The sequence below is a fragment of the Alphaproteobacteria bacterium genome, assembly GCA_040218575.1.
Taxonomy (GTDB): domain Bacteria; phylum Pseudomonadota; class Alphaproteobacteria; order JAVJRE01; family JAVJRE01; genus JAVJRE01.
Window position 1 is genome coordinate 133238 of the sequence record JAVJRE010000002.1, and the last position, 25520, is coordinate 158757.

The 25520-nt window shown below is 65.4% G+C and carries 24 protein-coding genes and 1 tRNA gene; 17 read left to right on the forward strand and 8 right to left on the reverse strand.

What is annotated here, in order from left to right; translation table 11 throughout:
* Nucleotides 1-3 precede the first annotated feature (3 nt).
* The 13 genes from RIE31_02215 to RIE31_02275 all read left to right on the forward strand — a co-directional run bounded on the left by RIE31_02215 (nucleotide 4) and on the right by RIE31_02275 (nucleotide 13952).
* On the forward strand, nucleotides 4-639 hold the full coding sequence (locus RIE31_02215) for a hypothetical protein (protein ID MEQ8639416.1): 636 nt from the start codon (nucleotides 4-6) through the stop codon (nucleotides 637-639).
* 13 nt (nucleotides 640-652) lie between these two features.
* On the forward strand, nucleotides 653-2335 hold the full coding sequence (locus tag RIE31_02220) for a DEAD/DEAH box helicase (GenBank protein ID MEQ8639417.1): 1683 nt from the start codon (nucleotides 653-655) through the stop codon (nucleotides 2333-2335).
* 196 nt (nucleotides 2336-2531) lie between these two features.
* Complete coding sequence (locus RIE31_02225; GenBank protein ID MEQ8639418.1) at nucleotides 2532-2981, forward strand: DUF2924 domain-containing protein; 450 nt, start codon at nucleotides 2532-2534, stop codon at nucleotides 2979-2981.
* Nucleotides 2978-4285 (forward strand): recombinase family protein, encoded by a 1308-nt coding sequence (locus RIE31_02230; GenBank protein MEQ8639419.1) that lies wholly within the window; start codon nucleotides 2978-2980, stop codon nucleotides 4283-4285. Before RIE31_02225 ends, RIE31_02230 begins: the two co-directional genes overlap by 4 nt.
* Entirely contained in the window at nucleotides 4282-4680 is a 399-nt protein-coding gene (locus RIE31_02235; protein ID MEQ8639420.1) for a hypothetical protein, read from the forward strand. The genes RIE31_02230 and RIE31_02235 overlap by 4 nt, the downstream gene beginning before the upstream one ends.
* A gap of 141 nt (nucleotides 4681-4821) precedes the next feature.
* A complete protein-coding gene (locus tag RIE31_02240) occupies nucleotides 4822-5448 on the forward strand; it encodes a hypothetical protein (protein MEQ8639421.1) in 627 nt (208 codons plus the stop codon).
* A gap of 41 nt (nucleotides 5449-5489) precedes the next feature.
* On the forward strand, nucleotides 5490-5795 hold the full coding sequence (locus tag RIE31_02245) for a hypothetical protein (protein ID MEQ8639422.1): 306 nt from the start codon (nucleotides 5490-5492) through the stop codon (nucleotides 5793-5795).
* Between the two features lie 56 nt (nucleotides 5796-5851).
* Nucleotides 5852-7390: a type I restriction-modification system subunit M gene (locus RIE31_02250; GenBank protein ID MEQ8639423.1), complete on the forward strand. Its 1539-nt coding sequence runs from the start codon at nucleotides 5852-5854 to the stop codon at nucleotides 7388-7390.
* On the forward strand, nucleotides 7383-8618 hold the full coding sequence (locus RIE31_02255; protein ID MEQ8639424.1) for a restriction endonuclease subunit S: 1236 nt from the start codon (nucleotides 7383-7385) through the stop codon (nucleotides 8616-8618). The genes RIE31_02250 and RIE31_02255 overlap by 8 nt, the downstream gene beginning before the upstream one ends.
* Nucleotides 8615-9319, forward strand: a complete 705-nt coding sequence (locus RIE31_02260; protein MEQ8639425.1) for a DUF3800 domain-containing protein — start codon at nucleotides 8615-8617, stop codon at nucleotides 9317-9319. The genes RIE31_02255 and RIE31_02260 overlap by 4 nt, the downstream gene beginning before the upstream one ends.
* Complete coding sequence (locus tag RIE31_02265) at nucleotides 9319-9780, forward strand: hypothetical protein (protein MEQ8639426.1); 462 nt, start codon at nucleotides 9319-9321, stop codon at nucleotides 9778-9780. Before RIE31_02260 ends, RIE31_02265 begins: the two co-directional genes overlap by 1 nt.
* A gap of 261 nt (nucleotides 9781-10041) precedes the next feature.
* Nucleotides 10042-13248, forward strand: coding sequence for an HsdR family type I site-specific deoxyribonuclease (locus RIE31_02270; protein MEQ8639427.1), 3207 nt, complete (start codon nucleotides 10042-10044; stop codon nucleotides 13246-13248).
* A complete protein-coding gene (locus RIE31_02275; protein MEQ8639428.1) occupies nucleotides 13248-13952 on the forward strand; it encodes a SprT family zinc-dependent metalloprotease in 705 nt (234 codons plus the stop codon). The genes RIE31_02270 and RIE31_02275 overlap by 1 nt, the downstream gene beginning before the upstream one ends.
* A 274-nt stretch (nucleotides 13953-14226) precedes the next feature.
* Here RIE31_02275 and RIE31_02280 read toward each other — a convergent pair.
* Nucleotides 14227-14319, reverse strand: a tRNA-Ser gene (locus RIE31_02280).
* A gap of 251 nt (nucleotides 14320-14570) precedes the next feature.
* Between RIE31_02280 and RIE31_02285 the strand changes: the two genes are divergently transcribed.
* Nucleotides 14571-14936: a hypothetical protein gene (locus RIE31_02285; protein MEQ8639429.1), complete on the forward strand. Its 366-nt coding sequence runs from the start codon at nucleotides 14571-14573 to the stop codon at nucleotides 14934-14936.
* A gap of 72 nt (nucleotides 14937-15008) precedes the next feature.
* Here the strand turns inward: RIE31_02285 and RIE31_02290 are convergent, their stop codons facing one another.
* The 6 genes from RIE31_02290 to gatC all read right to left on the reverse strand — a co-directional run bounded on the left by RIE31_02290 (nucleotide 15009) and on the right by gatC (nucleotide 20566).
* The gene (locus RIE31_02290; GenBank protein MEQ8639430.1) at nucleotides 15009-16184 is read right to left on the reverse strand and encodes an aminotransferase class I/II-fold pyridoxal phosphate-dependent enzyme; all 1176 of its coding nucleotides are present in this window, start codon (nucleotides 16182-16184) and stop codon (nucleotides 15009-15011) included.
* A 25-nt stretch (nucleotides 16185-16209) separates the two neighbouring features.
* Entirely contained in the window at nucleotides 16210-16908 is a 699-nt protein-coding gene (locus RIE31_02295) for a glutathione S-transferase N-terminal domain-containing protein (protein ID MEQ8639431.1), read from the reverse strand.
* Between the two features lie 166 nt (nucleotides 16909-17074).
* The gene (locus RIE31_02300) at nucleotides 17075-17239 is read right to left on the reverse strand and encodes a hypothetical protein (protein ID MEQ8639432.1); all 165 of its coding nucleotides are present in this window, start codon (nucleotides 17237-17239) and stop codon (nucleotides 17075-17077) included.
* A 46-nt stretch (nucleotides 17240-17285) separates the two neighbouring features.
* Nucleotides 17286-18770 (reverse strand): Asp-tRNA(Asn)/Glu-tRNA(Gln) amidotransferase subunit GatB, encoded by a 1485-nt coding sequence (gene gatB, locus RIE31_02305; GenBank protein ID MEQ8639433.1) that lies wholly within the window; start codon nucleotides 18768-18770, stop codon nucleotides 17286-17288.
* A 3-nt stretch (nucleotides 18771-18773) separates the two neighbouring features.
* Nucleotides 18774-20282 carry an Asp-tRNA(Asn)/Glu-tRNA(Gln) amidotransferase subunit GatA gene (gatA, locus tag RIE31_02310; GenBank protein MEQ8639434.1) on the reverse strand — a complete coding sequence of 503 codons (1509 nt, stop codon included), beginning with the start codon at nucleotides 20280-20282 and terminating at the stop codon, nucleotides 18774-18776.
* The gene (gene gatC / locus RIE31_02315; GenBank protein MEQ8639435.1) at nucleotides 20279-20566 is read right to left on the reverse strand and encodes an Asp-tRNA(Asn)/Glu-tRNA(Gln) amidotransferase subunit GatC; all 288 of its coding nucleotides are present in this window, start codon (nucleotides 20564-20566) and stop codon (nucleotides 20279-20281) included. The genes gatA and gatC overlap by 4 nt, the downstream gene beginning before the upstream one ends.
* A 207-nt stretch (nucleotides 20567-20773) precedes the next feature.
* On the opposite strand from gatC, the gene ruvX reads away from it, so the two are divergent.
* Nucleotides 20774-21259: a Holliday junction resolvase RuvX gene (gene ruvX, locus RIE31_02320; protein MEQ8639436.1), complete on the forward strand. Its 486-nt coding sequence runs from the start codon at nucleotides 20774-20776 to the stop codon at nucleotides 21257-21259.
* Here the strand turns inward: ruvX and RIE31_02325 are convergent.
* The gene (locus RIE31_02325) at nucleotides 21244-23001 is read right to left on the reverse strand and encodes a monovalent cation:proton antiporter-2 (CPA2) family protein (protein ID MEQ8639437.1); all 1758 of its coding nucleotides are present in this window, start codon (nucleotides 22999-23001) and stop codon (nucleotides 21244-21246) included. The two genes, ruvX and RIE31_02325, sit on opposite strands and share 16 nt — an antisense overlap.
* A 149-nt stretch (nucleotides 23002-23150) precedes the next feature.
* Here RIE31_02325 and RIE31_02330 point away from each other — a divergent pair, with 149 nt between their 5' ends.
* Nucleotides 23151-24167 (forward strand): aspartate carbamoyltransferase catalytic subunit, encoded by a 1017-nt coding sequence (locus RIE31_02330; protein ID MEQ8639438.1) that lies wholly within the window; start codon nucleotides 23151-23153, stop codon nucleotides 24165-24167.
* Nucleotides 24164-25519 carry a dihydroorotase gene (gene pyrC, locus RIE31_02335; protein MEQ8639439.1) on the forward strand — a complete coding sequence of 452 codons (1356 nt, stop codon included), beginning with the start codon at nucleotides 24164-24166 and terminating at the stop codon, nucleotides 25517-25519. Before RIE31_02330 ends, pyrC begins: the two co-directional genes overlap by 4 nt.
* Nucleotide 25520 lies beyond the last annotated feature (1 nt).

Genomic DNA, 25520 nt, shown 5'->3' on the forward strand with positions numbered 1-25520 from the left:
CCCATGTCGGACAACATGGATTTCAACGGCGCCGACAGCCAGGACGCCGCGTTCGATCTCATCCCGGCGAACACGCTCGCCAAGGTGTCCCTGACGATCCGTCCCGGCGGCGCCGGGCCTGAGGGCTGGCTCACCCAGAGCCGCACGAGCACGGCGCTCTATCTGAACACCGAGGCAGTGGTGCTCGACGGTCCCTATGTCCGGCGGCGCATCTACACGCGCATCGGCTTCAAGGGGAAGAGCGTCAACGAACGCGGCGACGACACCTACGCCAACCGGGGCCGGGCCTTGATCCGTGGGATCCTCGAATCGGCGCGCGGCATCCAGGCAGGCGACCAGTCGGAAGGCGCCTGCGCGGCGCGGAAGATCCGCAGCCTCGGCGACCTGAACGGCCTCGATTTCGTGGCCAAGATCGGGATCGAGAAGGACCGCGACAACCCCGACGACAGCGGCCGCAACGTCATCAAGGCCGCGATCGGCCCCGATCACGCGGAGTATGTCTCGATCATGGGTGGCGCGCCCACCACGCCGCCCGCCGTGGGCACGCCGCAGGCCGCGCCCACTTCCCGCATGGTCGATGATCCCTATGGCAACGCGTCTGCGCCGGCCCAAGGCGGCGCACCCTTCTGGGCTCGTTGAGGGGGCATCCGCCATGATCCCGCGCGACTATCAGAGGGCGGCCGTGGACGCGGCCCACGACCGGACAGCCGAACACGGCAACACGTTGCTCGTGCTGCCGACCGGCGCCGGCAAGACGGCAATCGCGGGCTTCTTCGTGGGCGAGCAGGCCGAGCGACGCCGCGAGTCCCGCACCCTCGTCCTGCAGCACACGGACGAGCTCATCGACCAGAACCGCACCGCTATCGGCAAGGTCTCCGGCCTCGCGACCTCCGTCGTAAAGGCCGAACAGGATTGCTGGGACGGCCAGGTCGTCTTCGGCAGCGTCCAGACGCTGGCGCGGACGAACCGGCGGCAGTCTATGCCGGAATTCACCCATCTCGTCATCGACGAGTGCCATCGGGCGGCGGCCCAGAGCTACCAGTCGATCATCGCGCATGCCCGGGACCTGAACCCGGGACTCAAGCTGCTGGGGCTATCCGCCACCCCCGGCCGCGGCGACGGCCGGAGCCTGCGCAAGACCTTCAGCAATGTGGGCTACCACTTGCGGATCGGCACGCTCATCGCGCGCGGCCTGCTGGTCCCGCCGCGGACCTTCACCATCGATCTCGGTGTGGAGGACGAGCTCGCCGGCATCGACAGCACCGCCGGCGACTTCGACATGCGCCAGGCGGACAAGGTGCTGAACCGTTCCGTCCTCAACGAGACGGTGGTCGAGCACTGGAAGGACAAGGCGGCGGACCGGCGCAGCATTTTCTTCTGTTCGACGGTCGCCCATGCCGAGGCCGTGGCCGAGGCGTTCCGAGCCGACGGCACCTCGGCCGAGACGATCACCGGCGACATGGCGCCTCGGGCGCGTGCGGATCTGATCGCGCGGTTCGACCGCGGCGAGGTGCAGGTACTCACCAATTGCATGGTGTTGACCGAGGGCTTCGACAGTCAGCCCGTCGGCTGCATCGGCATCCTGCGCCCGATGCTCCACAAGGGTACGTTCGTTCAGGCCGTCGGGCGGGGGCTGCGCCGGGTCGATCCGGAGCGCTTTCCCGGTATCGTCAAGACCGACTGCATCGTGCTGGACTTCGCCGGCGCCGCGCTGCGCCACGGTACGCTCGAACAGGACATCGGGCTCGAAGACGACGAGCCGTCCGCCGGCGAGCAACCCTGGAAGACGTGCCCCTCCTGCGAGGCGGAGCTGCCGCTCGGCGCGTCCGTCTGCGACTTCTGCGGTCACGTCTTCACCCGCGAGACCGGCGAGAAGCGGCTGCTCGCGTCCTTCGAGATGACCGAGATCGATCTGCTCGATCGATCCCCGTTCTCATGGTGCGACCTGCACGGCGACGGCCAGGCTCTAATGGCGAGCGGGTTTCAGGGGTGGGCGGGCGTCTTCCACGACGGCACGCTCTGGCACGCTCTCGGCCACCCGAAGGGGAGAGCGCTCCGCACCCTCGCCATCGGCACCCGCGTCCAGGCGCTTGCCGCGGCCGACGACTTCCTGCGGGAGACGGAGACCACCAGCGCCTCGGCCAAGAGCAGGCGCTGGCTCAACGACCCGGCCACCATGCGACAGATCGAGCTGCTGCATCGTGCCGGCCAACCGGCCGACGGCCTCGACTTCGGTCTGTCGAAGTACGCCGCCAACTGCCATCTGAACTTCCGCTGGAATCGGAGCGCCATCCGCGCGGCCGTTCTGCGGGACGCGGCTCGGAGCGCGGCGTGAACCGATCGAACGCCCTGCATCCGGACCGGATGACCAGCCGGGAGCGCATCGCCGAAGCATGTGAGATCCTTGCGCTGGGACTGATCCGGCTCCGGGCGCGTGAGCGTCAACTATCTGACGATACTGGAGAAATTTGCCTACACATATCGGCCGACCGATGCCGTCATGCGACCCCGAACTTGACCGAGGAGAGCGCATGACGACCGATCCGATTCCCGGGCGCCTGGCCGCCCTGAAGACCATGAAGACGCCCGACCTGAAGGCGCAGTGGCGAGAGCTGTTCGACACCGAGCCGCCGCCCTACAACCGCCGCTTCCTCGAAAGCCGGCTCGCCTATCGCATCCAGGAACTCGCCTATGGCGGGCTGAAGCCCGAGACGGTGAAGCGGCTGGAAGCCCTCGGCGAGCAGCTCGACGGCGGCAACATCACCACCCGCCGCATCCGGCACGACCGCAAGCCGATCGCCGGCACGAAGCTGATCCGGGAGTGGCAGGGCGTCGAGCATGTCGTCACCGTCACCGGCGACGGCTTCGAATGGCAGGGCCGTCCCTACCAATCGCTCTCCGCGATCGCCCGCGCCATCACCGGCACCCGCTGGAACGGCTGGGTGTACTTCGGGCTGAAGAACCGGCGGGGCGGCGCATGACGAAGCCGGTTCTTCGCAAGCTCCGCGCCGCCGTCTATACCCGGAAATCCTCCGAAGAAGGGCTGGAGCAGGAATTCAACAGCCTGGACGCCCAGCGCGAGTCCTGCGAGGCCTATGTCGCCAGCCAGAAATCCGAGGGCTGGGCTCTGGTTCGCGACCGCTACGACGACGGCGGCTATTCGGGCGGGACGCTGGAGCGACCGGGTCTCAAGCGTCTCCTCGCCGACATCGAGGACGGGCTCGTCGACGTGGTGGTGGTCTACAAGATCGACCGCCTGAGCCGCTCGCTCGCCGATTTCGCCAAGCTGGTCGAGGTGTTCGACCGGCACGGCGTGACGTTCGTCTCGGTGACGCAGTCGTTCAACACGACGTCGTCGATGGGACGGCTCACCCTCAACATCCTGCTCAGCTTCGCCCAGTTCGAGCGCGAGGTCACCGCCGAGCGCATCCGCGACAAGGTCGCCGCCAGCCGAAAGAAGGGTATGTGGATGGGTGGCTGGGCGCCCTGGGGCTACGACGTGAAGGATCGGAAGCTGATCGTGAACGCCGCCGAGGCCGCGACAATCCGCATGATCTTCGAGCGTTTCGTGACCAGCGGCTCGGCGACCGCGCTGGCGCGGGAGCTTCGCGCCGAGGGCGTCGTCACCAAGCGCGGCAAGCCCATCGACAAGGGTGCACTCTACAAGCTGCTGAACAACCGGGTCTATATCGGCGAGGCGGTGCACAAGGGGAAGAGCTACCCCGGCGAGCATGCCGCCATCATCGACCGGGCCCTCTGGGACAAGGTGCATGCGATCCTCGCCGAGAGCCCTCGGAAGCGCGCCGCGCAGACACGCGCCCAGACGCCCGCCCTCCTGAAAGGGCTGCTGTTCGGCCCCGGTGGCGCGGCCTTCTCGCCGACACACACCCGCAAGGGCGACAGGCTGTACCGCTACTACGTCAGTCAGGCCGTGTTGAAGCGCGGGCGCGATGCCTGTCCGGTCGGCCGCGTCCCCGCCGGGGAGATCGAGAGCGCGGTGATCGATCAGCTCCGAGCCGTCTTCCGCCAGCCGGAGATCGTCGTCGGTACGTGGCGCGCCGCACGCGGCCATGACGCCGAGGTGACGGAGGCCGAAGTTCGCGACGCGCTGCAGCAGCTCGATCCACTTTGGGACGAGCTGTTCCCCGCCGAACAGGCCCGCCTCGTACAGCTGCTCGTCGAACGGGTCGAGATCGGTGAAAACGAACTCGACATCCGGCTTCGCGCCGACGGCTTGTCCACGCTGGTCGACGAGGTCAGCGGCTTCGCGAGGGCGGCCGCATGACGAGCCGCGAGACCCTCTCCGTGCGCGTCCCGTTCCGCATCCGCAAACACGGCGGCCGGAAGTTGATGGTCTCTCCGGATGGCGCCTCCGCACCGGCGCAGCCGCGTATCGACAGCACGCTGGTCAAGGCGCTCGCCCGGGCGCATCGCTGGAAGCGTATGCTGGAGCAGGGCGACTATGACAGCCTGACGGAACTCGCCCGGGCCGAGAAAATCAATCTGTCCTACCTGGGCCGGGTGCTTCGTCTGACCCTGTTGGCGCCGGACATCGTCGAAGCGATTCTCGACGGGCGGCAGCCGTCGACCTGGCAACTCGAACTGCTCCTGAAGCCATTTCCCGGCGATTGGTCAGAGCAACGGAAGGCGCTTTCCTCAGAAAATTACATTAAATCATAGTGTTATCGGCGCATCGCCGTGCTGCCCACCTAAAACGGCCCCGCGTTTTGTCATTGCAGCAACGCCATTGCTGCAACAGGATTGACGGACTGCCTTCCGGCGCTTATATTCTGCGCAGACAAGCGTTGGCGTGGTGGAGAAATGTATCTTTCCGAAGTCGTCGAGGTCCTGCCCGGGGTTCCGTTCCGCTCTCGCATCGAGAGCGAAAAGAACGGCGCCTGCATCGTCGTGCAGGCGCGCGACCTCGTCGGCGACGGCACGGTCGACCTTGTAGGCGCCGCCCGCATCGCCGCTCCGCCCAGTTCGACAAGGGGGCTTCTGAAGCCGGGCGATGTCATATTGCAGCCGCGCGGCAACCGCTACTCGGTCGGCAAGATGGACGAAGTTACCGGCCCTACGGTGGCGGCGGCGCCTCTCTACATCCTCCGACGCCGCGCCAAGGACGTCGATCCCGACTTCCTCGTCGCGTTCCTCGAGGCGGCGTCGACCCAGAGCATATTGCGCCAGGACGCCGTCGGAACTCACGTTCCGCAAATTCCCAGGCAGGCCCTCGAAGCCCTGCACATCGAGCTTCCCGACATCTCAAGCCAGATCAGGCTCGCCGACCTCGCCCGGCTCGAACGGCGCGAGATCGAGGTGATGGACCGCCTTCGCGTAGCGCGGGGCCGGCTCTTCGACCTGGCTCTGCGGGAGATCGCGAAGAAAAGCCGGAAGCGCGCTAGCGCTCCCGGCTCCATCCCGGGCCTCAAAGGTGCGCCAACACCCTGAGGTCCCTTGTCCAACTGTCTTAGACGAAAGGCAATCTACGCATGTCCATCACGATCGGCAACTACAGCTTCGAGGGCCCCTTCGGCAACACGGCCGACCTTCGCAACAATTCCGGCGTCTATGCGATCCTCAGCCGGCGGACCGACACGGACCGCTACACGGTGATCGACATCGGCGAGGCCGGCTGGATCCAGGACCGTGTGGCCAACCACGACCGGCGGGATCAGTGGAGGCGCAACAACCACGGTAATCTCGCGGTCGCGGCGCTCTACTGCGACGAGGCGGCGCGGATGCGGATCGAGCGGGAGCTCCGGGCGCAGTTCAGCCCGGTGTGCGGCGTACGCTGACAGCAATCGAGGACGGGCGGGCGCGCAGGCGCCCGCCCCATCCCAAGGAGAAAACCATGGCAGACAGAACCACCCTCGACGACGTCAAGCGGATCGCCTGGGCGGCATGCGACACCTTCCGCGGCGTGATCGACGCTTCGGAATACAAGGACTTCATCCTCGTCTTCCTGTTCTACAAGTACGTGAGCGACGTCTGGAAGGAGCACTACCAGGAAGCGGACCAGCGCTATAAGGGCGATCAGCTTCGCGTCGAGCGGAAGATGGCGCGCGAGCGTTTCGTCATCCCGAAGGGCGCCAGCTTCGACGACCTCTTTCGCCAGCGCAACGCCGACAACATCGGCGAGCTGATCGATCAGGCGCTGGACGCCATCGCCGAGCGGAACAAGACCAAGATCGGCGACGCCTTCGCCGACGTCATGTTCAACAGCGAGACGAAGCTCGGCGACACCCGGAACCGCAATCGGCGGCTCAAGTCGCTCATCGAGGACTTCGCGAAGCTCGATCTGCGCCCCTCCCGCGTGGTCGGCGATGGCGCGGATCACAAGACCGCCGAGGACGTCATCGGCGAGGCCTACATATACCTGATCGAACGCTTCGGCTCGGAGGCGGGCAAGAAGGCCGGCGAGTTCTACACGCCGCGCCAGGTCGCCCGCGTGCTGGCCAGGATCGCTGCCCCGCAGCCGGGCGACCGCATCTGCGACCCCGCCTGCGGGTCGGGCTCCCTGCTGATCAAGGCGGCGGAAGAAGTCGGCTCGCGGGACTTCGCCCTGTTCGGGCAGGAGGTGAACCGCGGCACCTGGGGCCTGGCGCGCCTCAACATGTTCCTGCACGGCATCGATGGCGCGCGGCTGGAATGGGGCGATACGCTCAACGACCCGAAACTCGTCGACGGCGCCAGTCTGACGAAGTTCGACGTCGTCGTCGCCAACCCGCCGTTCAGCCTCGACAAGTGGGGCGCCGAGAATGCCGAGAACGACCGCTTCGGCCGTTTCTGGCGCGGCGTGCCGCCGAAGTCCAAGGGCGACTGGGCCTTCATCACCCACATGATCGAGGCCGCGAAAACGCAGGAGGGTCGCGTCGCGGTGGTCGTCCCGCACGGGGTGCTGTTCCGGGCCGGCAAGGAAGGCATCATCCGCAAGGCGGTGATCGAGGAGAACCTGCTCGACGCCGTCATCGGCCTGCCGGCGAACCTGTTCCAGACCACCACCATCCCCGTCGCGGTGCTGTTGTTCGACCGGCGGCGCGAGAAGGGCGGCACGCTGGCGGACCGGCGCGACATCTACTTCATCGACGCGAGCCGGGATTTCCAGCAGGGCAAGAACCAGAACCAGCTCCTCGACAGCCATGTCGACCGCATCATCTCGGCGCTGATCGCGCGCGAGGATGTGGAGCGCTATGCCCGCGCCGTTCCGGTCGACGAGGTGAAGGAAAACGGCTTCAACCTCAACATTCCCCGCTACGTCGACACGTTCGAACCGGCTGAGGAAGTCGACATTGCCGAAGTTCAGAGGGAAATCGACGCTCTAGAGGAGGAGCTCACGACCCTGCGCGCAAAGATGCGGGAGCATCTGAAGGAGCTGGGGCTCAATGGCTGACCGTTCTTCCTCTCTACCCCATGGATGGCGGCGCAAGTCATTTTCCGAATTGGCAGATGTCTCCTTCAGTGGCGTCGACAAGAAAACAACGCCCGGAGAGATTCCCGTTCGCCTCTGCAATTACGTCGATGTCTTCCACAACCACCGTATTCATAGCGGTATCGACTTCATGACCGCGACCGCCTCCGAGAGAGAGGTAGCGAATTTCAAGCTGCTCCAGGGCGATGTCGTTTTCACCAAGGACTCTGAAACGCCAGAGGAGATCGCTGAACCGGCTTACGTGGCAGAGGATCTGAGCGGCGTTGTTTGTGGCTATCACCTCGCCATTGCGCGCCCGAAAAAGGATGTCGACGGCCGCTTTCTTTACTACGCGATGAAAGAAACGGGCATCCGCCGACAATTCACGCGCTCAGCAAACGGTGTCACCCGCTTCGGCCTTACGCTTGACGCCTTCGACAAGATTTTCATCCCCACCCCTGTGCTGGAGGAGCAGACCCGCATCGCCGAGATTCTGTCAACGTGGGACGAAACCCTGGCGCGCCTGTCGCTGCAGATCGAGCGAAAGGCAGAAGTGTTCGCATCGCTTCGTGAGGCTGTAGTTCACGGCACGAGGCGTATCGATGGATTCGACGGTCCGTGGCAGACCGTCACCATAGGATCATTCCTTAAGCTCCACAATGAGCGAGTGGGGAACGGCTCCGATCTTCCTGTCTACTCCATTACGAAGGTGGGGATGCTCCCTCAAGAGCAACACTTCAACAAGCGGATCGCAAATAGCGATCTGTCACGACACATCATCGTCCGCACCGGAGACCTTGCGCTGAGTGGGTTGAATTTCTGGTTGGGTTCGGTGGATGTAAGTACGCTAGATGAACCCGTCTGCATCTCACCGGACTACAAGGTTTTTAAAATCAACGGATCCATAGATCCGAAGTATATGCGGCATGTGGTGCGTACTGCTCGATTTGTCACATTGCTGAAGAATGCCGCCGTCGAACGGGCAAGCATTGTGAGGAAAAACTTCGACCGGGAAACTTTCCTGGCAAGCGAGCTGCAGCTTCCCGAAATCAGGGAGCAGCGCGCCATCGTCGAAGTGCTCGATGATGCGGAGCGGGAAATTGCCGCCCTCGAGGCCGAGCGGGCGGCGCTTGCCCGGCAGCGCGACGCGCTCGCGACCGAGCTGCTGACGGGGCGCCTCCGGGTGCCACAGGCGGAGGCAGCGTCATGAAGTTCGAGGTCTACTGCGACGAGGCTCTTCCGGACCTTTTCACCTCCCAGCGCCCGCGCGCCCGATACCTGATGATCGGCAGCCTATGGCTGCCCGCCGAGATGCGCGACGAGGTCAAGGCCAGGATCGCCGCGCTGCGGGCAGACCATGCGGTGTGGGGCGAGATGAAGTGGACAAAGATCTCGCCGTCGAAGCAGGCATTCTACGAGGAATTGATCGACGTCTTCATGTCCTTCGGCATGGACATGCGCTTCCGCTGCATCGCCGTCGATCGCGAGCAGGTGAACCTCGCACTGCATCAGAACGACGGCGAGCTTGGCTTCTACAAGTTCTACTACCAGCTCCTGCATCACTGGATCCTGGACTTCAACGAGTACCGTATCTTCTGCGACCTGAAGACCAATCGGGACCGGAAGCGCCTGCATGACCTGCAACGCTGCCTGCACTATTCGAACCTCTCCGCCACGATCACCGACATCCAGTCGCTGCCATCGCCGGAGGTCGTCCTCCTTCAGCTTTGCGATGTGCTGCTGGGGGCGGCGAGCAGCCGGCTGAACGACACGCTCGGACAAGGCACGGCCAAGGAGGCCGTGGTCAGGAAGCTGGAAGAGCGGCTCAGTATCCACGGCCGCATCGGACCCACGCGCCGGACCGAGGAGAAGTTCAACGTCTTCAGAATCCGGCTGGACGGGGGCTGGTGATGCCGTTGCCGCCGCTTCTCCAGCTGCCCGACGAGGCCGCCTATCGACAGCATTTCGTGGGCACCTATTGCCGTGGGGTGATCGAGACGCATGACGGCATCCGGGTGTTTTTCCGCCAGCAACAGTTTGACCACGCCTTCTACGAGAGCACCAACCGCGACGGCGCCAAGGACGCCTTCTCGTGGGTGCGGGCCGAGCGCATGAACTGGATCGGCGCCACGCTGACCGATCCGGCTGCGGTCCGTTACCAGGGATGGGTTGCCAGGACGCGGAGCTACGACCCGGCGCGGAGGGTCGATCTTCTCTATGAGGATTTCGTGGTGGTCCTAGCGCTGGGCCTGAATCGCGCCGGGGCGCTGAGGGCGAACTTCATCACCTGTTTCCAGGCTGACAACAGCATCGGCAAGATCCGCACCTCGCCCCTCTGGACAAGGGAGGCCTGCCTGAATGCGCTGCGCTGAAAGAAATTGGGCGCTGATTCGCCATGCTGGCTCAGCGCCCGAAGCCTCGATTGGTTCAAAGCCGCTAGGCAGTGAACTCGCGGATATACGTGCGAGCTTAGCGCCCGAATGTCAAGGATTTGTTGATGGACGGGTGGCCCGGTCCAAGGGCGAGGCCAGTAGGACCCATTCCATCGGACCGGCTCAACCCTCTGAACTGAAACATCATTTTCCCGGCTATCGGGTTCATCAGGCGAATCCGAGCCGATCGGGAGCCTGCCAATGACCAAGGCACCGAACCCCCGTATCCAGGATACCGAAAAGCACCTGTCGCAGCTTCCGGCACTGCACCTGCTCCAGAAGATGGAGCCCCGCTGGCGGCTGCTCACACGCGAGGAGGCGGAGCGCGAGCGGGGCGGCAAGCGCGCCAACGTCTACCTCGACGGCATCCTGAAGGAGAGCCTTGCGCGCATCAACCGGGTGGAGATCCGCGGCCAGTCCTACCCATTTACCGAGAACGGGCTTGCCGAAGCGATCGAGCGGCTAAAGCGGCCGCGCCCGTCCGGCCTGCTCCGCATCAACGAGGAGCTGACGGACCTGCTGCTCCTGGGCACGGCGGTGGAGCAGACGGTGGACGGGATCACGCGGGCGTTCCAGGTCAAGTTCGTCGACTGGGCAGATCCGTCGGCAAACGTGTTCCATGTCTGCGCCGAGTTCGATGTCGAGCGCGAGCACACGACGGATACGCGGCGTCCGGACCTTGTGCTGTTCGTAAACGGCATTCCCTTCGCAGTGATCGAGTGCAAGGGCCCATCGACAGGTGTGGATCAGGCGGTTTCGCAGCACATCCGGAACCAGCAGGATGGGGAGATTCCGGGCCTCTTCCGGACGGTCCAGATCCTCGTTGCGACCAACAAGAATGACGTGCGCTATGGCACCGTCGGAACTGCCGCATCCTTCTGGTCGAAATGGGCCGAGTTGGAGGACCGCGAGGCCGACGTCCTGGCCGCGATCAACGCGCCGCTCGATGCCGATCAGAACCGCCAGACCTTCGCCGACGGCTTTCGCGAGGACCGCGCCTCCTACGACGCGCGGTTCGGACAGGGCGACAGACTCGTCACCGAACAGGACCGGGTGTTGTGGTCGCTCGCCCGCCCGGAGCGCATGCTCGATCTGGCGCGCCGCTTCACGTTGTTCGACGCCGGTGAGAAGAAGATCGCGCGGTACCAGCAGTTTTTCGCCGTGCGGAAGATCCTTCGCCGCGTGACCGGCGAACGTGACGACGATGGGCGGCGGCGCGGCGGCGTGATCTGGCACACCCAAGGTTCCGGCAAGTCGCTGACGATGGTCATGCTGGCGCGCGCACTCGGCCTCGAACCGTCGATCCCCGATCCTCGCATCGTCCTGGTGACCGACCGGATCGATCTGGACGAACAGCTCGAAGGCACCTTCAAGGCATGCGGCCTTGAGCCCAAGCGGGCCACCACAGGCCGCAACCTGCTCGATCTCGTCGCGACCGAGAAACGTGCGGTCGTCACCACCCTCATCAACAAGTTCGACACGGCCCTGAACGTCCGCGATTTCTCCGACCCGTCGGAGGATGTCTTCCTGCTGGTCGACGAGAGCCATCGCGGGCAGTACGGCCGGCTGCATTCCCGGATGCGCAAGATCTTCCCAAACGCCTGCTATCTGGGCTTCACCGGCACGCCGATTCTCAAGACCGAGAAGAACACCGCCGCCAAGTTCGGGGGTATCATCGACGTCTACGCGATCGACCAGGCGGTCAAGGACAAGGCGGTCGTGCCGCTCCTGTACGAGGGCCGTCATGTCGAGCAGCGCGTCGACGAGACCGCCATCGACGCCTGGTTCGAGCGCGTGTGCGCCGGCCTTTCCGAGGACCAGAAGGCGGACCTCAAGCGGAAATACGCCAGGACGGCGCGGCTGTTCCAGACGGAGCAGACCATCGCGCTTATCGCGTTCGACGTGTCGGAGCATTTCCGCCGCACATGGAAGGGGACCGGGTTCAAGGGCCAGCTGGTCACGCCCTCCAAGCGGTCCGCCATCCTCTACAAGCGCGCATTGGACGAGCTGGGCGTGGTCACCTCCGAAGTCATCATCTCGGCGCCCGATGACCGCGAAGGCGAAGAGCGGATCGACGAGGCCTCGTCGGACGAGGTAAAGCGGTTCTGGAAGACGGCGATGGACCGCTACGGCGACGAGGCGACCTACAACTCGCGCATCATCGAAGCCTTCAAGAAGCGAGAAGATCCCGAGATCCTGATTGTGGTTTCCAAGCTGCTGACCGGCTTCGACGCCCCCCGCAACACCGTTCTCTACCTGGCGCGTCCGCTCACCGAACACAACCTGTTGCAGGCGATCGCGCGCGTGAACCGTGTCGCGGAAGGCAAGGACTACGGTTACATCGTCGACTATTGCAGCGTTCTCGGCGAACTGAACCAGGCCCTGTCGAGCTACTCGGCGCTCGAAGGCTTCGATGAGGCCGACCTCGCTGGGACGGTCACGTCGATCAACACCGAGATCGAGAAGCTCGGCCAACGGCATTCAGAATTGTGGGACGTCTTCAGGGGCGTCGCAAACACGGCAGATGAGGAGGCGCTGGAGCAGCATCTGGCCGACGAGGCCCGGCGCGACGAGTTCTACGACCGTCTCAATGCCTTCTCCAGGACGCTGGCCATCGCGCTGTCCAGCCACGAGTTCGCGAACGAGCCCTCGAACCAGCGTCGCATCGCCGGCTATCGCGACGACCTTCGCCGTTTCGAGAACCTGCGCCGCGCCGTGAGAACACGCTACCAGGATGCGGTCGACTACGGCCAGTACCGCAAGCGGATCGAAAAGCTGCTCGATACCTACGTCGTCGCGGACGACGTCCGGCCGATGACCGACCTCGTCAACATCTTCGATGAAGATGCGTTTGCCGAGGTTCTGAACTCCAACGAGTCAGCGGCTAGCCGCGCGGACTCCATCGCCCACGCAACGAAGCGGACCATCGACGAGCGGTGGGAGGAAGATCCGACATACTACAAGCGGTTCTCGGAGCTTATCCGCCAGGTGATCGAGGATTTCCGGGCCAAGAGCATCTCCGACCTCGAGTACCTCAAGTGCGTGCGCGACATCCGCGACCAGATGGTGCGACGGGATACGACGGATATCCCCGAACCGATCAGGGACGACCCGCTCGGACGAGCCTTTTACGGCTGCCTTCGCGAAGCCTTGTCTGACGTCCAGGGCTCCGGGGACGATGCCGAGACATTGAGCGCAGAAGCCGCCGTGCAGCTGGTCGGCATCATCAACAGCCATCGGCGTGTGGACTGGGCTCAGGATCCGGATGTCGAGAACGCCATGAAGAATGACATCGACGATTACATCTTCGATGTGATCCGCGGAGAGCACAACGTACCGTTTTCGACGGAAGCGATCGACGCCCTCATCGATCGCCTGTTGATGGTCGCGCGCCGCCAGGCAGCGTGATGATCAGGTCGACGAGCTATGGCAGCGCGGTCATCGAATACACTCTCACCCGAACTCCGCGCTCGTCCCTCTCGATCTCGGTAATGCCCGATGGCGCCGTCACCGTCACTGCCCCGGAAGAGGCGGATCCGGACGAGATCGACGAGCGCGTCCGACGGCGGGCGCGCTGGATCCTGCGCCAGCAGAGGCGCTTCGCGGAGTTTCGGCCGCGAACGCCCCCACGGCAGTACGTCGGCGGAGAGACCCATCGCTACTTGGGCCGGCAATACCGCCTGAAGATCGACGCCGCCGGAAAGGACCGGGTTCTGATCCGATCCGGGCGCCTCGTCGTGGAGACGCGATTCCCGGACGACCCCGACTGGACCCGGGTGCTGGTTCGCCGCTGGATGCGCCAGCGCGCGCGGGAAGTGCTTAAAGAGCGCTATGACGAAGCGCGCCCCACCATGGCGGCCCTGGGGATCGAACCGCCGCCGTTGATGATCTGCCCCATGAAGAAGCGTTGGGGTAGTCATACGTCGTCGGGCCGCATCCTGCTGAACGACATGCTGATCGCGGCGCGGCGCGACTGCATCGACTACGTGATCGTCCACGAACTCTGCCACGTCGTCGAGCCGAACCATTCGCCGCGGTTTTTCCGCCTCCTGAACCGCTTGATGCCCGACTGGGAGCGCCGCAAGGATCTCTTGGAAAGGTCGATTATCTGAAGCCCGTTGGTGGAGTTGGATCGATGTCGTCTCCGGCTGCCGACAATGCCTCGAACCGGGGCCGCAAGCCCGTTGATTTTCCCCTTTGGTTTCAACGCTCTCCGGACTGTACGAACCAGGCCGCAGTCCAGAGGTCGAGAGAAAACAGCGGAGAGAGAACGCCGACGTGGCCTGCGACGGCAGAAGGCAGTCCAGAGGTCACACGCCGAATGGCGCGGTTCCTCGCGATATTCGGCGCGATCTCGGGAGCGGAGAACGTTCGACAGGGTAGAAATGGCGGAGGGAGGGGGATTCGAACCCCCGATACGGGTTTACCCCGTATAACGGTTTAGCAAACCGCCGCCTTCAGCCACTCGGCCATCCCTCCGCAGGGAACACGACGTATGCGCCGCCCTTCTATCCACCGGCCAGCACCGCGTCAACGCAAGCAGACCTGAATCCGGCGACCGGGTTCTGCAACTCCGCAGTGTATTAAGTGAAGCCTTACACCCACCCAGGAACACTCCGCTAACGTTAACCCGGCACTAACCAGGGTTACTTAGCCTCGGTTTTTCTGTTCCAAAGGCAAATCGTGGCGTTTGGCCGCAGTCTGAAATACAACTAGAACGGGAAATACCAATGACTGAGCCCCTCCCCGCAAGGCCGGCCTGCACGATGACCGGCCGGTCGCTCCAGGTGCTGCTGGACCTGATCGACATCAAGCAGAGCTGCATGCAGGTGATGGATCGCGACGATGCCCGGGAAATGGCCACTCTGGAGTTTGCCCGCCGCGAATTGCTGGCGCTCGCCGGCGGCGCCCAACCCGGCGCCCAACCCGGCGCGGAGATGACACCACCGGCCAAACGCCGGGGCCGCAAACCCAAAACAGCGCCACTCACCCCGGTTGCCGCCCAGCAAGCGGTCATTCCCCGGCCGGCGGAACGGCAAGCCGAACGCAGCCGGCCGCCGCTGCGCCGCGAAGCGCGGGTCGCTGCCCTGGCCTGACCGGACAGCCGGCAGCCGCCGGCCAGACAAGCCGGCCGTCCCGGACGGCCGGTGCTTACATCGCCGCCTTCCTCAAACGGCAGAAAGGCCGCGCTCCAGATCCTCTACAAGGTCGTCCACATTCTCGATGCCGATGGACAGGCGCAGCAAGTCCTCCGGCACCGGGCTGTCCTCACCCTCGACGATCTTGCGGTGCTCCACCAGACTCTCCACGCCGCCCAGCGAGGTGGCCGGGAAGAAGAGCCGCATGGCGGCGACGCAGCGCTTCGCGCCCTCCAGCCCGCCCTTGACCCTGACCGACACCATGCCGCCATAGCCACCAATCATCTGGGCGCTGGCGACGGAATGGTCGGGATGGCTCTGCAGCCCGGGATAGGCCACCGCCTCCAGCTTGGGATGGCCGTCAAAATGACGGGCGAAAGCCAGGGCATTGGCGCATTGCCGCTCCACCCGAAGGAAGAGGGTGCGCATGCCGCGCTGCAGCAGCCAGGTTTCGAACGGACCGAGCACCGGCCCGGCGATCCAGCGCAGATCGCGGGCCTTGACCCACAGCGGATGATCATCGCTGGCGGAGACGATGGCGCCGGCCATGACGTCGTTGTGGCCGGCCAGATACTTGGTGGCGGAGTGGACCGAAAGGTCGGCGCCGAGATCGAGCGGCCGGGTCAGCACCGGAGTCGGCACCGTATTGTCCACCGCCAGGATCGCGCCGGCGTCATGGGCCAACTTCGCCGCGGCGCGGATGTCGGTCACCTCCCAGGTAGGGTTGGCCGGCGATTCCACCCACACCAGCCTGGTCTTGCCCGGCTGGATGGCCGCGGCCAGGGCCGCCAGATCATTGTTGCGATAGAAGGTGTGGCTGATGCCGTGGCGAACGCCCACCTCCATCAGCCACTTGCGGGTGCCGAAGTAAGAGGATTCCGGCGAGACCACATGGTCACCGGAATCGAGGGCCTGGAAGACACAGCCCGTAGCCGCCGCGCCGGAGGCGTAGAGTTTCGCCTCCTTGCCGTTCTCCAGCTTGCGCAGGACAGCTTCCGTCCGCTCATAGATGGGATTTACGTCGCGGGTGTAGTTGCGTTCTTTATGCAGTGCATAGTTCTGATCGCGCAGATAGGTGGTGCCGGTAATGATCGGCTCCACAAAGGACCGTGAGTCCTCATCAATCCAGCCGAGCCCCCGTGCCGCCCATGTCTCCGGCCGCTTGCCGGTGCGCTCAGGCCTGTCCCGTTCGTCTTCATAGAGCATGATCCGTCCCCTGCCCGACCAGCGCCTAGCGGCGCTGATACTGGCCCTTGCCGTAGAGAAGTTCCTTCGCCTTGTCGCTCATGGGCGCCCCGCTGCTGGCGTCGGCCAGAACCTGAACCCCCTTCTGCACCGCCGGCCGCGCGGCGATGGCGTCGAACCAGCGCTTGACGTTTGGGAAGTCCGCATGGCCAGCCTTCTGACCCTGGGATTCCGGATAGCGGCACCACGGCCAGGTCAGCATGTCGGCGATGGTGTATTCGCTGTCGCCGAGATAGTCGCTTTCCGCCAGACGACGGTCCATCACGCCGTAAATGCGGCCGGCCTCGTTGGAATAGCGATTGACCCCATACTCATTGTCCGGCGCCATGCGACGGAAATGCCCGGCCTGGCCGAACATGGGCCCGACACTGGCCATCTGAAACATGCACCATTGCAGCACGTTGTAGTAGCGGCGTTTGTCCTGCGGCAGAAACTTGCCGGTCTTGTCGGCCAGGTAAATGAGGATGGCGCCGGACTCGAAGACGGAGATCGGCTTGCCGTCGGGACCGTCGGAATCGACGATGGCCGGCATCTTGTTGTTGGGCGATATTTTGAGGAAGTCCGGCTTGAACTGATCGCCCTCGCCGATATTGATGGCGTGGGTGTTATAGGTGAGGCCGGTTTCCTCCAGCATGATGTGGACCTTGTGCCCGTTAGGCGTCGGCCAGGAATAGAGATCGATCATGGATTGAGACTCCCCGACGACGGCCGCGTTGCCGCGGCGCCTGTCCTTTGTGGGTGGATCACGCCGGGCCAAACCGCCGGCTCTTACCTCTAGATAAGGCCGCCACCGGCGATCAGGCAAGGCAGCGGCCCGGCAAGCCCAGGCGCAGCGCCGGTCTCAATCGAGCCTAAAAGCCGGAAACCTGCCGCCAGAGAAACCACACAGCGGCCAGCACAAAACCGACAACGACCAGGCGGAAGAGGCAACCGGTGCCGAACCCCACAAGCCGCCGCAGCACCAGCAGGGCCAGCACCAGGCCGCCCAGCAGCAGGGCCAGGGCGCCATCACTCATGGCCCGACGCTCAGAGTCCGCCCGATCACAGGTGCGCGACGGCCCATCAGCCTTTCAGCTTTTCCGCCATGCGGCTGTTGACCATCTTGGGATTGGCCTTGCCGCCGGTGGCCTTCATCACCTGGCCCACAAAAAAGCCCAGCAGCTTGTCCTTGCCGGCGCGATACTCCGCCACCTTGTCGGCGTTGGCCGCGATCACCGCGTCAATAGCTGCATCAATGGCGCCGCTGTCGCTGACCTGGCGCAGGCCCTTTTCCTCGACAATGGCGGCGGCATCACGGCCGGTCTCCCACATGACATCAAAAACATCCTTGGCGGTCCGGCCGGAGATGGTGTCGTCCGCCACCAGGTCCAGCAACCCGCCTAACGCTTCCGCCGTCACCGGTGAGTCGGTGACCAGCGTGCCGACGCGGTTGAGACGGCCGAACAACTCGCTGATCACCCAGTTGGCGGCAAGCTTGGGATCGCGCACCGGCTTACCACCGGCATCGCCAACCACCGATTCGTAATAGGCGGCTATGGCCTGGTCGGCCACCAGTACGCCAGCATCATAGACGGAAAGCCCGTAATCGCTCACCAGCCGCGCCTTCTTGGCGTCCGGCAGTTCCGGCAGACCGGCCCGGATGTGGTCCACCCAGGCCTGGTCCAGCACCAGCGGCAGCAGATCCGGATCGGGAAAATAGCGATAGTCGTGCGCCTCTTCCTTGCTGCGCATGGTGCGGGTCTCGCCCTGGCCAGGATCAAACAGGCGGGTCTCCTGATCGATGACGCCGCCGTCCTCCAGCACTTCGATCTGGCGACGGGACTCGAACTCGATGGCCTGACGGACAAAGCGGATGGAATTGACGTTCTTGATTTCGCAGCGCGTGCCCAGCGGCTCGCCTGGCCGGCGCACGGAGACATTGACGTCACAACGCAGGCTGCCCTGCTCCATATTGCCGTCGCAGGTGCCCAGATAGCGCAGGATCGAGCGCAGCTTGGTGACATACAGGCCGACTTCCTCCGCGCCGCGCATGTCCGGCCCGGAGACGATCTCCATCAACGCCACGCCGGCCCGGTTGAGATCAACGAAGGTGCGGTCGGGACTCTGGTCATGCAGGCTCTTGCCGGCATCCTGTTCCAGATGCAGACGCTCGATGCCCACCGTGCGGACGGTGCCGTCAGGCATGTCGACAATGACCTGTCCCTGGCCGACAATGGGGTGGGCGAACTGGGATATCTGATAACCCGCCGGCAGGTCGGGGTAGAAATAGTTCTTGCGGTCGAAAACGCTGGTCAGGTTGATTTTGGCCTGCAGGCCGAGGCCGGTGCGCACCGCCTGCTCCACACACACACGGTTGATGACCGGCAGCATGCCGGGCATGGCCGCGTCCACCAGGCTGACCTGGCTGTTGGCCGGCGCGCCGAAGGCCGTGGCGGCGCCGGAGAACAGCTTGGATTGCGATACCACCTGAGCGTGCACCTCGACGCCGATGACCACTTCCCACGGGCCGGTGCGGCCCTGCAACAGAACCGGTGCGGTTTCGGCCATGGCCTAGGCCTCCCCGTCCGAACCGGTGGACAGGCTGGTTGGCAGGGCGGTGAAGCCGGCGGCTTGCTCCATGACGCCGGCGATGCGCAACACCGTCTCTTCGTCAAAGGCGCGACCAATGAGTTGCAGGCCGAGCGGCAGACCATCGCCGCTGAGGCCGGCCGGCAAGGACAAGGCCGGCAGCCCGGCCAGGCTGGCCGGGACGGTGAACACGTCGTTGAGATACATGGCGATGGGATCGTCCATTTTTTCGCCGATGGCGAAGGCGGCTGTGGGCGCGGTCGGCGTCAGGATGGCGTCCACCGAATCGAAGGCCTGGCTGAAGTCGCGGGCGATGAGGCTGCGCACCTTTTGCGCCTTCAGGTAGTAGGCGTCGTAGTAGCCGGCGCTCAGCACGTAGGTGCCGATCATGATGCGGCGACGCACCTCGGCGCCGAATCCCTGGGCCCGGGTTGCCTCGTAAAGGTCGGTCAGATCGCCGCCGTCAACCGCCACCCGCAGGCCATAACGCACCCCGTCATAGCGGGCCAGATTGGACGAGGCTTCGGCCGGTGCCACAATGTAGTAGGTGGGCAGGGCATAACGGGTGTGCGGCAGGCTGATCTCCACCACATCCGCACCGGCGGCACGCAGCCACGCCGCACCGCTCTGCCACAGGCGATCCACCTCATCGCTCATGCCATCGGCGCGATATTCCTTTGGCAGACCGATCCGCAGTCCCCGGATGTCGCCGGTGAGCGCCGCCCGCAGGTCCGGCACGGGACGATCCACGGAGGTGGAATCCTTCGGGTCATGGCCGGCCATGACCTGCAGCAGGATGGCGCAGTCCTCGACCGTGCGGGCCATGGGGCCAGCCTGATCGAGCGACGAGGCGAAGGCGACGATGCCCCAGCGCGAGCAGCGGCCATAAGTGGGCTTGAGACCCACTATTCCGGTAAAGGCGGCAGGCTGGCGGATGGAGCCGCCGGTGTCGGTGCCGGTGGCGGCCATGGCAATGCGGGCGGCGACGGCGGCGGCGGAGCCGCCGGACGAGCCGCCAGGCACCAGCGGCCGGTCGTCGCCCGGCCGCCGCCACGGGCTGTGCACGGCGCCGTGGTGACTGGTGATATTGGCCGAGCCCATGGCGAACTCATCCATGTTGGCTTTGCCCAGCATGACCGCACCGGCCGCCTTCAGCCGATCACTGACGGTGGACTCGTAAGTCGGGATGTAGCCGTCGAGGATATGACTGGCGGCGGTGGTCAGCACGTCCTCAGTACAGAACAGATCCTTGATGGCCATAGGAATGCCGTCCAGCGCATGGGAGGCGCCCCGGGCGTGGCGGGCGTCGGCGGCATCGGCCTGGGCCATGGCCAGGTCCGGCGTCTCAGTGATGAAGGCGTTGAGGTGACGCGCACTGTCCATGGCAGCGATGTGCGCCGCCGTCAGCTCGCGGGCCGAAATATCACCGGCCGCCAGGCAGTCGCGGGCCTGGGCGACGGTCAGCCGGGTTGGATCGGCCGGAACCGTCACTCGACAACCTTCGGCACCGTAAAGAACTCACCGACCTTGTCCGGCGCGTTCTTCAGGATGCGGTCGGCATAGCCGCCGTCGCTGACCGTGTCGTCACGCTGTGGCAGGGCCATGGCGGCGACGCTGGTCATGGGCGCCACGTCGTCGGTGGCCACCTCCGCCAATTGCTCCACCCAGGTGATGATCTGCTGCAACTCACCACGCAGGGAGTCCAACTCCTCAGCACCGACCCGGATACGGGCCAGACGAGCGATGCGGGCAACGGTAGCGGTGTCGAGAGCCATGGGCGGAGCACAGTGTAAGGCGAAGCACAGGGTGAAGCAGAACAAGCGAGCGGGCGGACCCTATCACCGGCCACGCGACAGCGGCAACACGACCACGCCGAGCCGGCGCCAGTCCCGCGCCAGTCCCGCGGCAGTCCGGCAGCGGGCTGGCGGCCGCGCCGCCCCTTGCCCTTGCCATTCTCCGTCACCGGGCGTATCGCCCAGGCCATGAGCACCACTCCCGTCCTGGCAGAGACTCCGGCCGACCTGAAAGCGCTGCTGATGCCGGGCCAGCGTCTGCTGGGGATCGATCTTGGCGAGAAGACCCTTGGCCTGGCGATCAGTGACCCGCGGCTGGTCCTGGCCAGCCCGCGCCAGACGCTGCGGCGCGGCCGCCTGCGTGACGATGCCGCGAAACTGGCCGCCATGGTCGCGGCCGACGCTATCGGCGGCGTGGTCATCGGCCTGCCGGTAAACATGGATGGCAGCGAAGGACCGCGCTGTCAGGCCAGCCGCGCCTTCGCCGGCAATCTCTACGCCATCCTCGGCCTGCCGACTCTGCTGTGGGATGAGCGCCTGTCGACCCGCGCCGTGGAGCGCCTGATGATCGAGCAGGGCGATGTGTCACGACGGCGGCGGGCGGCGGCCGTGGACAGCCTTGCCGCCGCCTACATCCTGCAGGGAGTGCTGGACGCGCTTCAGCCGCCGGCCTGACCGTCGCCGGATTTTCCACCTGCGCGACTGCCCGAGGCGCGGCCGCCGGAGATGATGTCACCGAGCCCGGCATAGTCGTTGCGACGAAACTCCTCCATCAGGCCGGCGACATCCTCCGGCGCGGCGCCAAGACTGCGCAGTGTGGCGGCGCCCAGTTGTAAGCTGCTTTCCAGGGTCTCCGGCACGACGATGTCGGCGCCGGCCCGTGACAGGTCGCGGCCATGCTCACGCTCGCGGGCGCGGGCCAGAATGCGCAGTCCCTTATGGTGAGACCGCAGGACGCCGATGGCCCGCTCCGTCGCCCGCGGACCCAGCGTCAGGACGATGGACCGCGCCCGCTCCGCCCCGGCCGCGCGCAGCACGGACTGGCGGCTGGCATCGCCATAAAACACGTTGAGGCCACGGCTGCGGGCCGCCGTGACGCGCGCCGCATCCATATCCACCGCCACATAGGGAAGCTCGCGGGCAACCAGGAAGCTGACCACGGTCTGGCCGACCCGGCCAAAGCCGGCGACGATGGTGTGGTCGGTCAGGCCCTGCATTTCCTCAGCCATATCGGCCGGACCGAAGCCGCGCCGTCGCTCCAGCAATCGCGCCACCCTCTCCGCCAGCAGGGCGAGGCCCGGCGTGAGCATCATGCTAAGGGCCACGACGACCACCAGAATCTGGCCAAGAGCCGGCTCCATCAGCCCCTGGCTTAGGGCCAGGGCAAACAGGATGAAAGCGAACTCGCCGCCCTGGGCCAGCACAATCCCGGTCCGCGCGGCGATGGCCAGGGGTTGGCGAAAGGCCAGCGCAATAGCGGTGATGAGCACCGCCTTGCCCAGCAAAAGACCGATGAGCGCCAGGACAATGAGGCCGGCGGAGGCGATGGCCGTGGCGCCATCCACCAGCATGCCGATGGTCATGAAGAAGAGGCCCAGGAGTATGCCGCGGTAGGGCTCTATGTCGGCTTCGATCTGATGGCGGTATTCGGTTTCCGCCAGCAGCAGGCCGGCCAGGAAGGCGCCCAGTGCCAGGGACAGGCCAGCCTGATGAGTCGCCCAGCCGGTGCCCAGCGCCACCAGCAGGACGAGGGCGGAAAAAATCTCCGGATTGCCGGCGGCAGCAACCGTGCGCAGCAGCGGCCGCAACACCAGCCGGCCCAGAACGAGGATGACGACGAGCGCGGCGGCCGCGCGCACCATGGTCAGGGCAACCGCCACCGGCAGTGAGGTGGTCGGATCGGCCAGGGCCGGCAGCAAGGCAAGGAACGGCACCACCGCCAGATCCTGCAGCAACAGGATGGACAGGACGACGCGGCCGGAACGCGACAGCAGCTCGCCCTTGTCGCTGAGCAGCCGCAGGACGATCGCGGTGGACGACAAGGCAAGGGCGGCGCCGATGATCACCGCGGTTTCCACCGGCAGGCCCAGCCCCCAGGCGACAGCCGCCACCGCCACGGTGGTTATGGCCACCTGGGCCAGGCCAATGCCGAAAATGAGGTGGCGCATGGTGCGCAGACGCTCCAGCGACAGCTCCAGGCCGACCGTGAACATGAGAAAGGCGATGCCCAGCTCGGCCAGAGCCCGGGCACCGCCGGTGTCGTGGACCAGGCCGAAGCCGAACGGACCGATAATCGCGCCAGCGATGAGATAGCCGAGCACGGGGCTGGCCCGCACGCGCTGAAACAGCGGCACGATAATCACCGCCGCCAGCAGAAAAAGCAGGGTCTCTTCGATAAATCCGGCCTGTCCGGTCATGTGTGCCTGTTGTTTCCCGGCGCCCGGCGGCGCGCCGCCGCCGGCTTTGCCACACTATACGCTGGCGTCATGACCATACAGATAACGGACGCTGGCCGTCCCGGCGCGGCTTGCCGCCATGGCAAAGCTCCGTGTAATCTGCCGCTTTAATGACAGCGCCGCCAGATATCCGACTCCCAAGCCGCCACCTGTTGGGAATCGACGGACTGGACGAGCGTACCATCACCGGCATTCTTGACCTGTCGGCGATCTACTTCACCCACAACCGCGAACGCGGACCGAAGCTGAAACAGCTCTCGGGCCGCACGGTCATGAACCTGTTCTTCGAGAGCTCCACGCGCACCCGCACATCGTTCGAGATTGCCGCCAAGCGGCTGGGCGGTGATGTGGTCAATATGAATGTGGCCGCCAGCTCCATAAAGAAGGGCGAGACGCTGATTGATACGGCGATGACGCTGAACGCCATGTATGCGGATGTGCTGGTGGTACGCCATCCGGATTCCGGCGCGGTCAGCCTGTTGTCGGACAAGGTGAACTGCGCGGTTATCAACGGCGGCGATGGCAGTCATGCCCACCCGACCCAGGCTCTGCTGGACGCCTTCACCATCCGCCACCGCAAGGGCCGCATCGCCGGCCTGACCGTGGCCATTTGCGGCGATGTGGCGCACAGCCGGGTGGCGCGCTCCAATATTCAACTGCTCACCACCATGGGCGCCCGGGTGCGGGTCGTGGCGCCGCCAACCCTGCTGCCGGCGGGCGTCGAGGGTCTTGGCGCCGATGTCTATCACGACATGCGCGAAGGGCTGAGCGACTGCGACATCGTCATGATGCTGCGGTTGCAGGCGGAGCGCATGCGCGGCGCCTTCGTGCCGTCCATCCGCGAGTATTTTCATTACTTCGGGCTGGATCGCGAGAAACTGGCTTTCGCCCGGCCGGACGCCCTGATCATGCATCCGGGACCGATGAATCGCGGTATCGAGATCGACAGCGTGGTGGCCGATGATATCGGTCGCAGCGTCATCGCCGAACAGGTGGAAACAGGCGTTGCCGTGCGAATGGCGTGCCTCGACCTGGTCACACGGTCGCTGCACAACCAGTCCGGGCACAACCAGTCCGGGCACAACCAGTCCAGGCATGACCAGCCCGGCGGCGGAGCCGCGCCGTGAGTCGCCTCGCCTTTCGCAACGCGCGGCTGATTGATCCGGCCAGCGGCACGGATCAAACCGGCGATCTGATCGTCGAGAATGGCGTCATCCGGGACATGGGCCTGAACCTGCTGGACGGCGCCGCGGCGGACGGATGCCAGGTCGTCGAGGCGGCCGGCCGGATCCTGGCGCCGGGGCTGGTGGACATGCGGGTGGCCCTGCGCGAGCCGGGCGACGCCCACAAGGAGACAATCGCCTCGGCCGGAGCGGCGGCACTGGCCGGAGGGGTGACGGCCATGGCCTGCCTGCCCAACACCGATCCCGTAATCGACGACCCCTCGCTATTGTCCTATGTGCTGAGCCGGGCCCGGGAGTCGACGCCGGTGCGCGTCACCCCCTACGGCACGGTGACAAAGAATGCCGACGGTCGCGAGATGACCGAAATGGGCCTGATGCTGGCCGCCGGCGCAGCCGGCTTCACAGATGGCACACGAGCCGTCGCCGACAGTCTGGTCATGCGCCGGGCGCTTAGCTATGGGCGGACCTATGACGCGCTGATCCTGCAGCACCCGGAAGATCCGGCGCTGGCCGACGAAGGCCACATGAATGAAGGGCTGACCGCGACGCGGCTTGGCCTGACCGGCATCCCCGCAGCGGCGGAGGTGATCCTGCTGGAGCGTGACCTGCGCCTGGTGGCCCTGACCGGCGGGCGCTATCACGCCGCTCATCTAAGCACCGCCGCCGCCGTCGCCGCCGTGCGGCAGGCCAAGGCGCAGGGCCTGGCGGTCACCTGCGACACGGCACCGCACTACTTCACCCTGACCGAGGATGCGGTGGGCGAATACCGCACCTTCGCCAAGGTGTCGCCGCCCCTGCGGGGCGAGGCTGACCGCCTGGCGATCATTGCCGGACTGGCCGACGGCACCATAGACGCCATTGCCAGCGATCACGCACCGCAGGACCCGGATTCAAAGCGGGTTCCTTTCGCCATCGCCGAGCCGGGCATCCTTGGGCTTGAAACCCTGCTGTCGCTGAGCCTGGCGCTGGTGCGCGACGGCCACCTGTCGCTGACGGCGGCGCTGGCCGCCCTGTCCAGCCACCCGGCGCGCATTCTGGGCCTGCCGGGGGGACGCCTGACGCGCGGGCAACCGGCCGACCTGGTGCTGTTTGATCCGGACACTAGCTGGCGGGTGGACCCCGACCGGCTGCACAGCAAGACGCAGAATACGCCCTTCGAGGACTGGGAACTGCCAGGCACCGTCGCCATGACGGCGATCGCCGGAAACGTCCACTTCAACGCCGACGCCGCTGCCGACGCCCCCGCCACCGGTGCCAGCCGCGACGGCGCGGCGGCGACGGCGGCCGGGCGCTGAG

Coding starts and splice junctions, on each gene's coding strand:
- gatB (MEQ8639433.1), bottom strand. CDS start 18,770: ATGGCCGAAACCGCACCGGTTCTGTTGCAGGGCCGCACCGGCCCGTGG.
- RIE31_02330 (MEQ8639438.1), top strand. CDS start 23,151: ATGACAGCGCCGCCAGATATCCGACTCCCAAGCCGCCACCTGTTGGGA.
- RIE31_02220 (MEQ8639417.1), top strand. CDS start 653: ATGATCCCGCGCGACTATCAGAGGGCGGCCGTGGACGCGGCCCACGAC.
- RIE31_02230 (MEQ8639419.1), top strand. CDS start 2,978: ATGACGAAGCCGGTTCTTCGCAAGCTCCGCGCCGCCGTCTATACCCGG.
- RIE31_02245 (MEQ8639422.1), top strand. CDS start 5,490: ATGTCCATCACGATCGGCAACTACAGCTTCGAGGGCCCCTTCGGCAAC.
- RIE31_02300 (MEQ8639432.1), bottom strand. CDS start 17,239: ATGAGTGATGGCGCCCTGGCCCTGCTGCTGGGCGGCCTGGTGCTGGCC.
- RIE31_02255 (MEQ8639424.1), top strand. CDS start 7,383: ATGGCTGACCGTTCTTCCTCTCTACCCCATGGATGGCGGCGCAAGTCA.
- gatC (MEQ8639435.1), bottom strand. CDS start 20,566: ATGGCTCTCGACACCGCTACCGTTGCCCGCATCGCTCGTCTGGCCCGT.
- RIE31_02240 (MEQ8639421.1), top strand. CDS start 4,822: ATGTATCTTTCCGAAGTCGTCGAGGTCCTGCCCGGGGTTCCGTTCCGC.
- RIE31_02290 (MEQ8639430.1), bottom strand. CDS start 16,184: ATGCTCTATGAAGACGAACGGGACAGGCCTGAGCGCACCGGCAAGCGG.
- RIE31_02270 (MEQ8639427.1), top strand. CDS start 10,042: ATGACCAAGGCACCGAACCCCCGTATCCAGGATACCGAAAAGCACCTG.
- RIE31_02215 (MEQ8639416.1), top strand. CDS start 4: ATGTCGGACAACATGGATTTCAACGGCGCCGACAGCCAGGACGCCGCG.
- RIE31_02285 (MEQ8639429.1), top strand. CDS start 14,571: ATGACTGAGCCCCTCCCCGCAAGGCCGGCCTGCACGATGACCGGCCGG.
- ruvX (MEQ8639436.1), top strand. CDS start 20,774: ATGAGCACCACTCCCGTCCTGGCAGAGACTCCGGCCGACCTGAAAGCG.
- RIE31_02260 (MEQ8639425.1), top strand. CDS start 8,615: ATGAAGTTCGAGGTCTACTGCGACGAGGCTCTTCCGGACCTTTTCACC.
- RIE31_02250 (MEQ8639423.1), top strand. CDS start 5,852: ATGGCAGACAGAACCACCCTCGACGACGTCAAGCGGATCGCCTGGGCG.
- RIE31_02225 (MEQ8639418.1), top strand. CDS start 2,532: ATGACGACCGATCCGATTCCCGGGCGCCTGGCCGCCCTGAAGACCATG.
- RIE31_02295 (MEQ8639431.1), bottom strand. CDS start 16,908: ATGATCGATCTCTATTCCTGGCCGACGCCTAACGGGCACAAGGTCCAC.
- RIE31_02325 (MEQ8639437.1), bottom strand. CDS start 23,001: ATGACCGGACAGGCCGGATTTATCGAAGAGACCCTGCTTTTTCTGCTG.
- RIE31_02275 (MEQ8639428.1), top strand. CDS start 13,248: ATGATCAGGTCGACGAGCTATGGCAGCGCGGTCATCGAATACACTCTC.
- RIE31_02265 (MEQ8639426.1), top strand. CDS start 9,319: ATGCCGTTGCCGCCGCTTCTCCAGCTGCCCGACGAGGCCGCCTATCGA.
- RIE31_02235 (MEQ8639420.1), top strand. CDS start 4,282: ATGACGAGCCGCGAGACCCTCTCCGTGCGCGTCCCGTTCCGCATCCGC.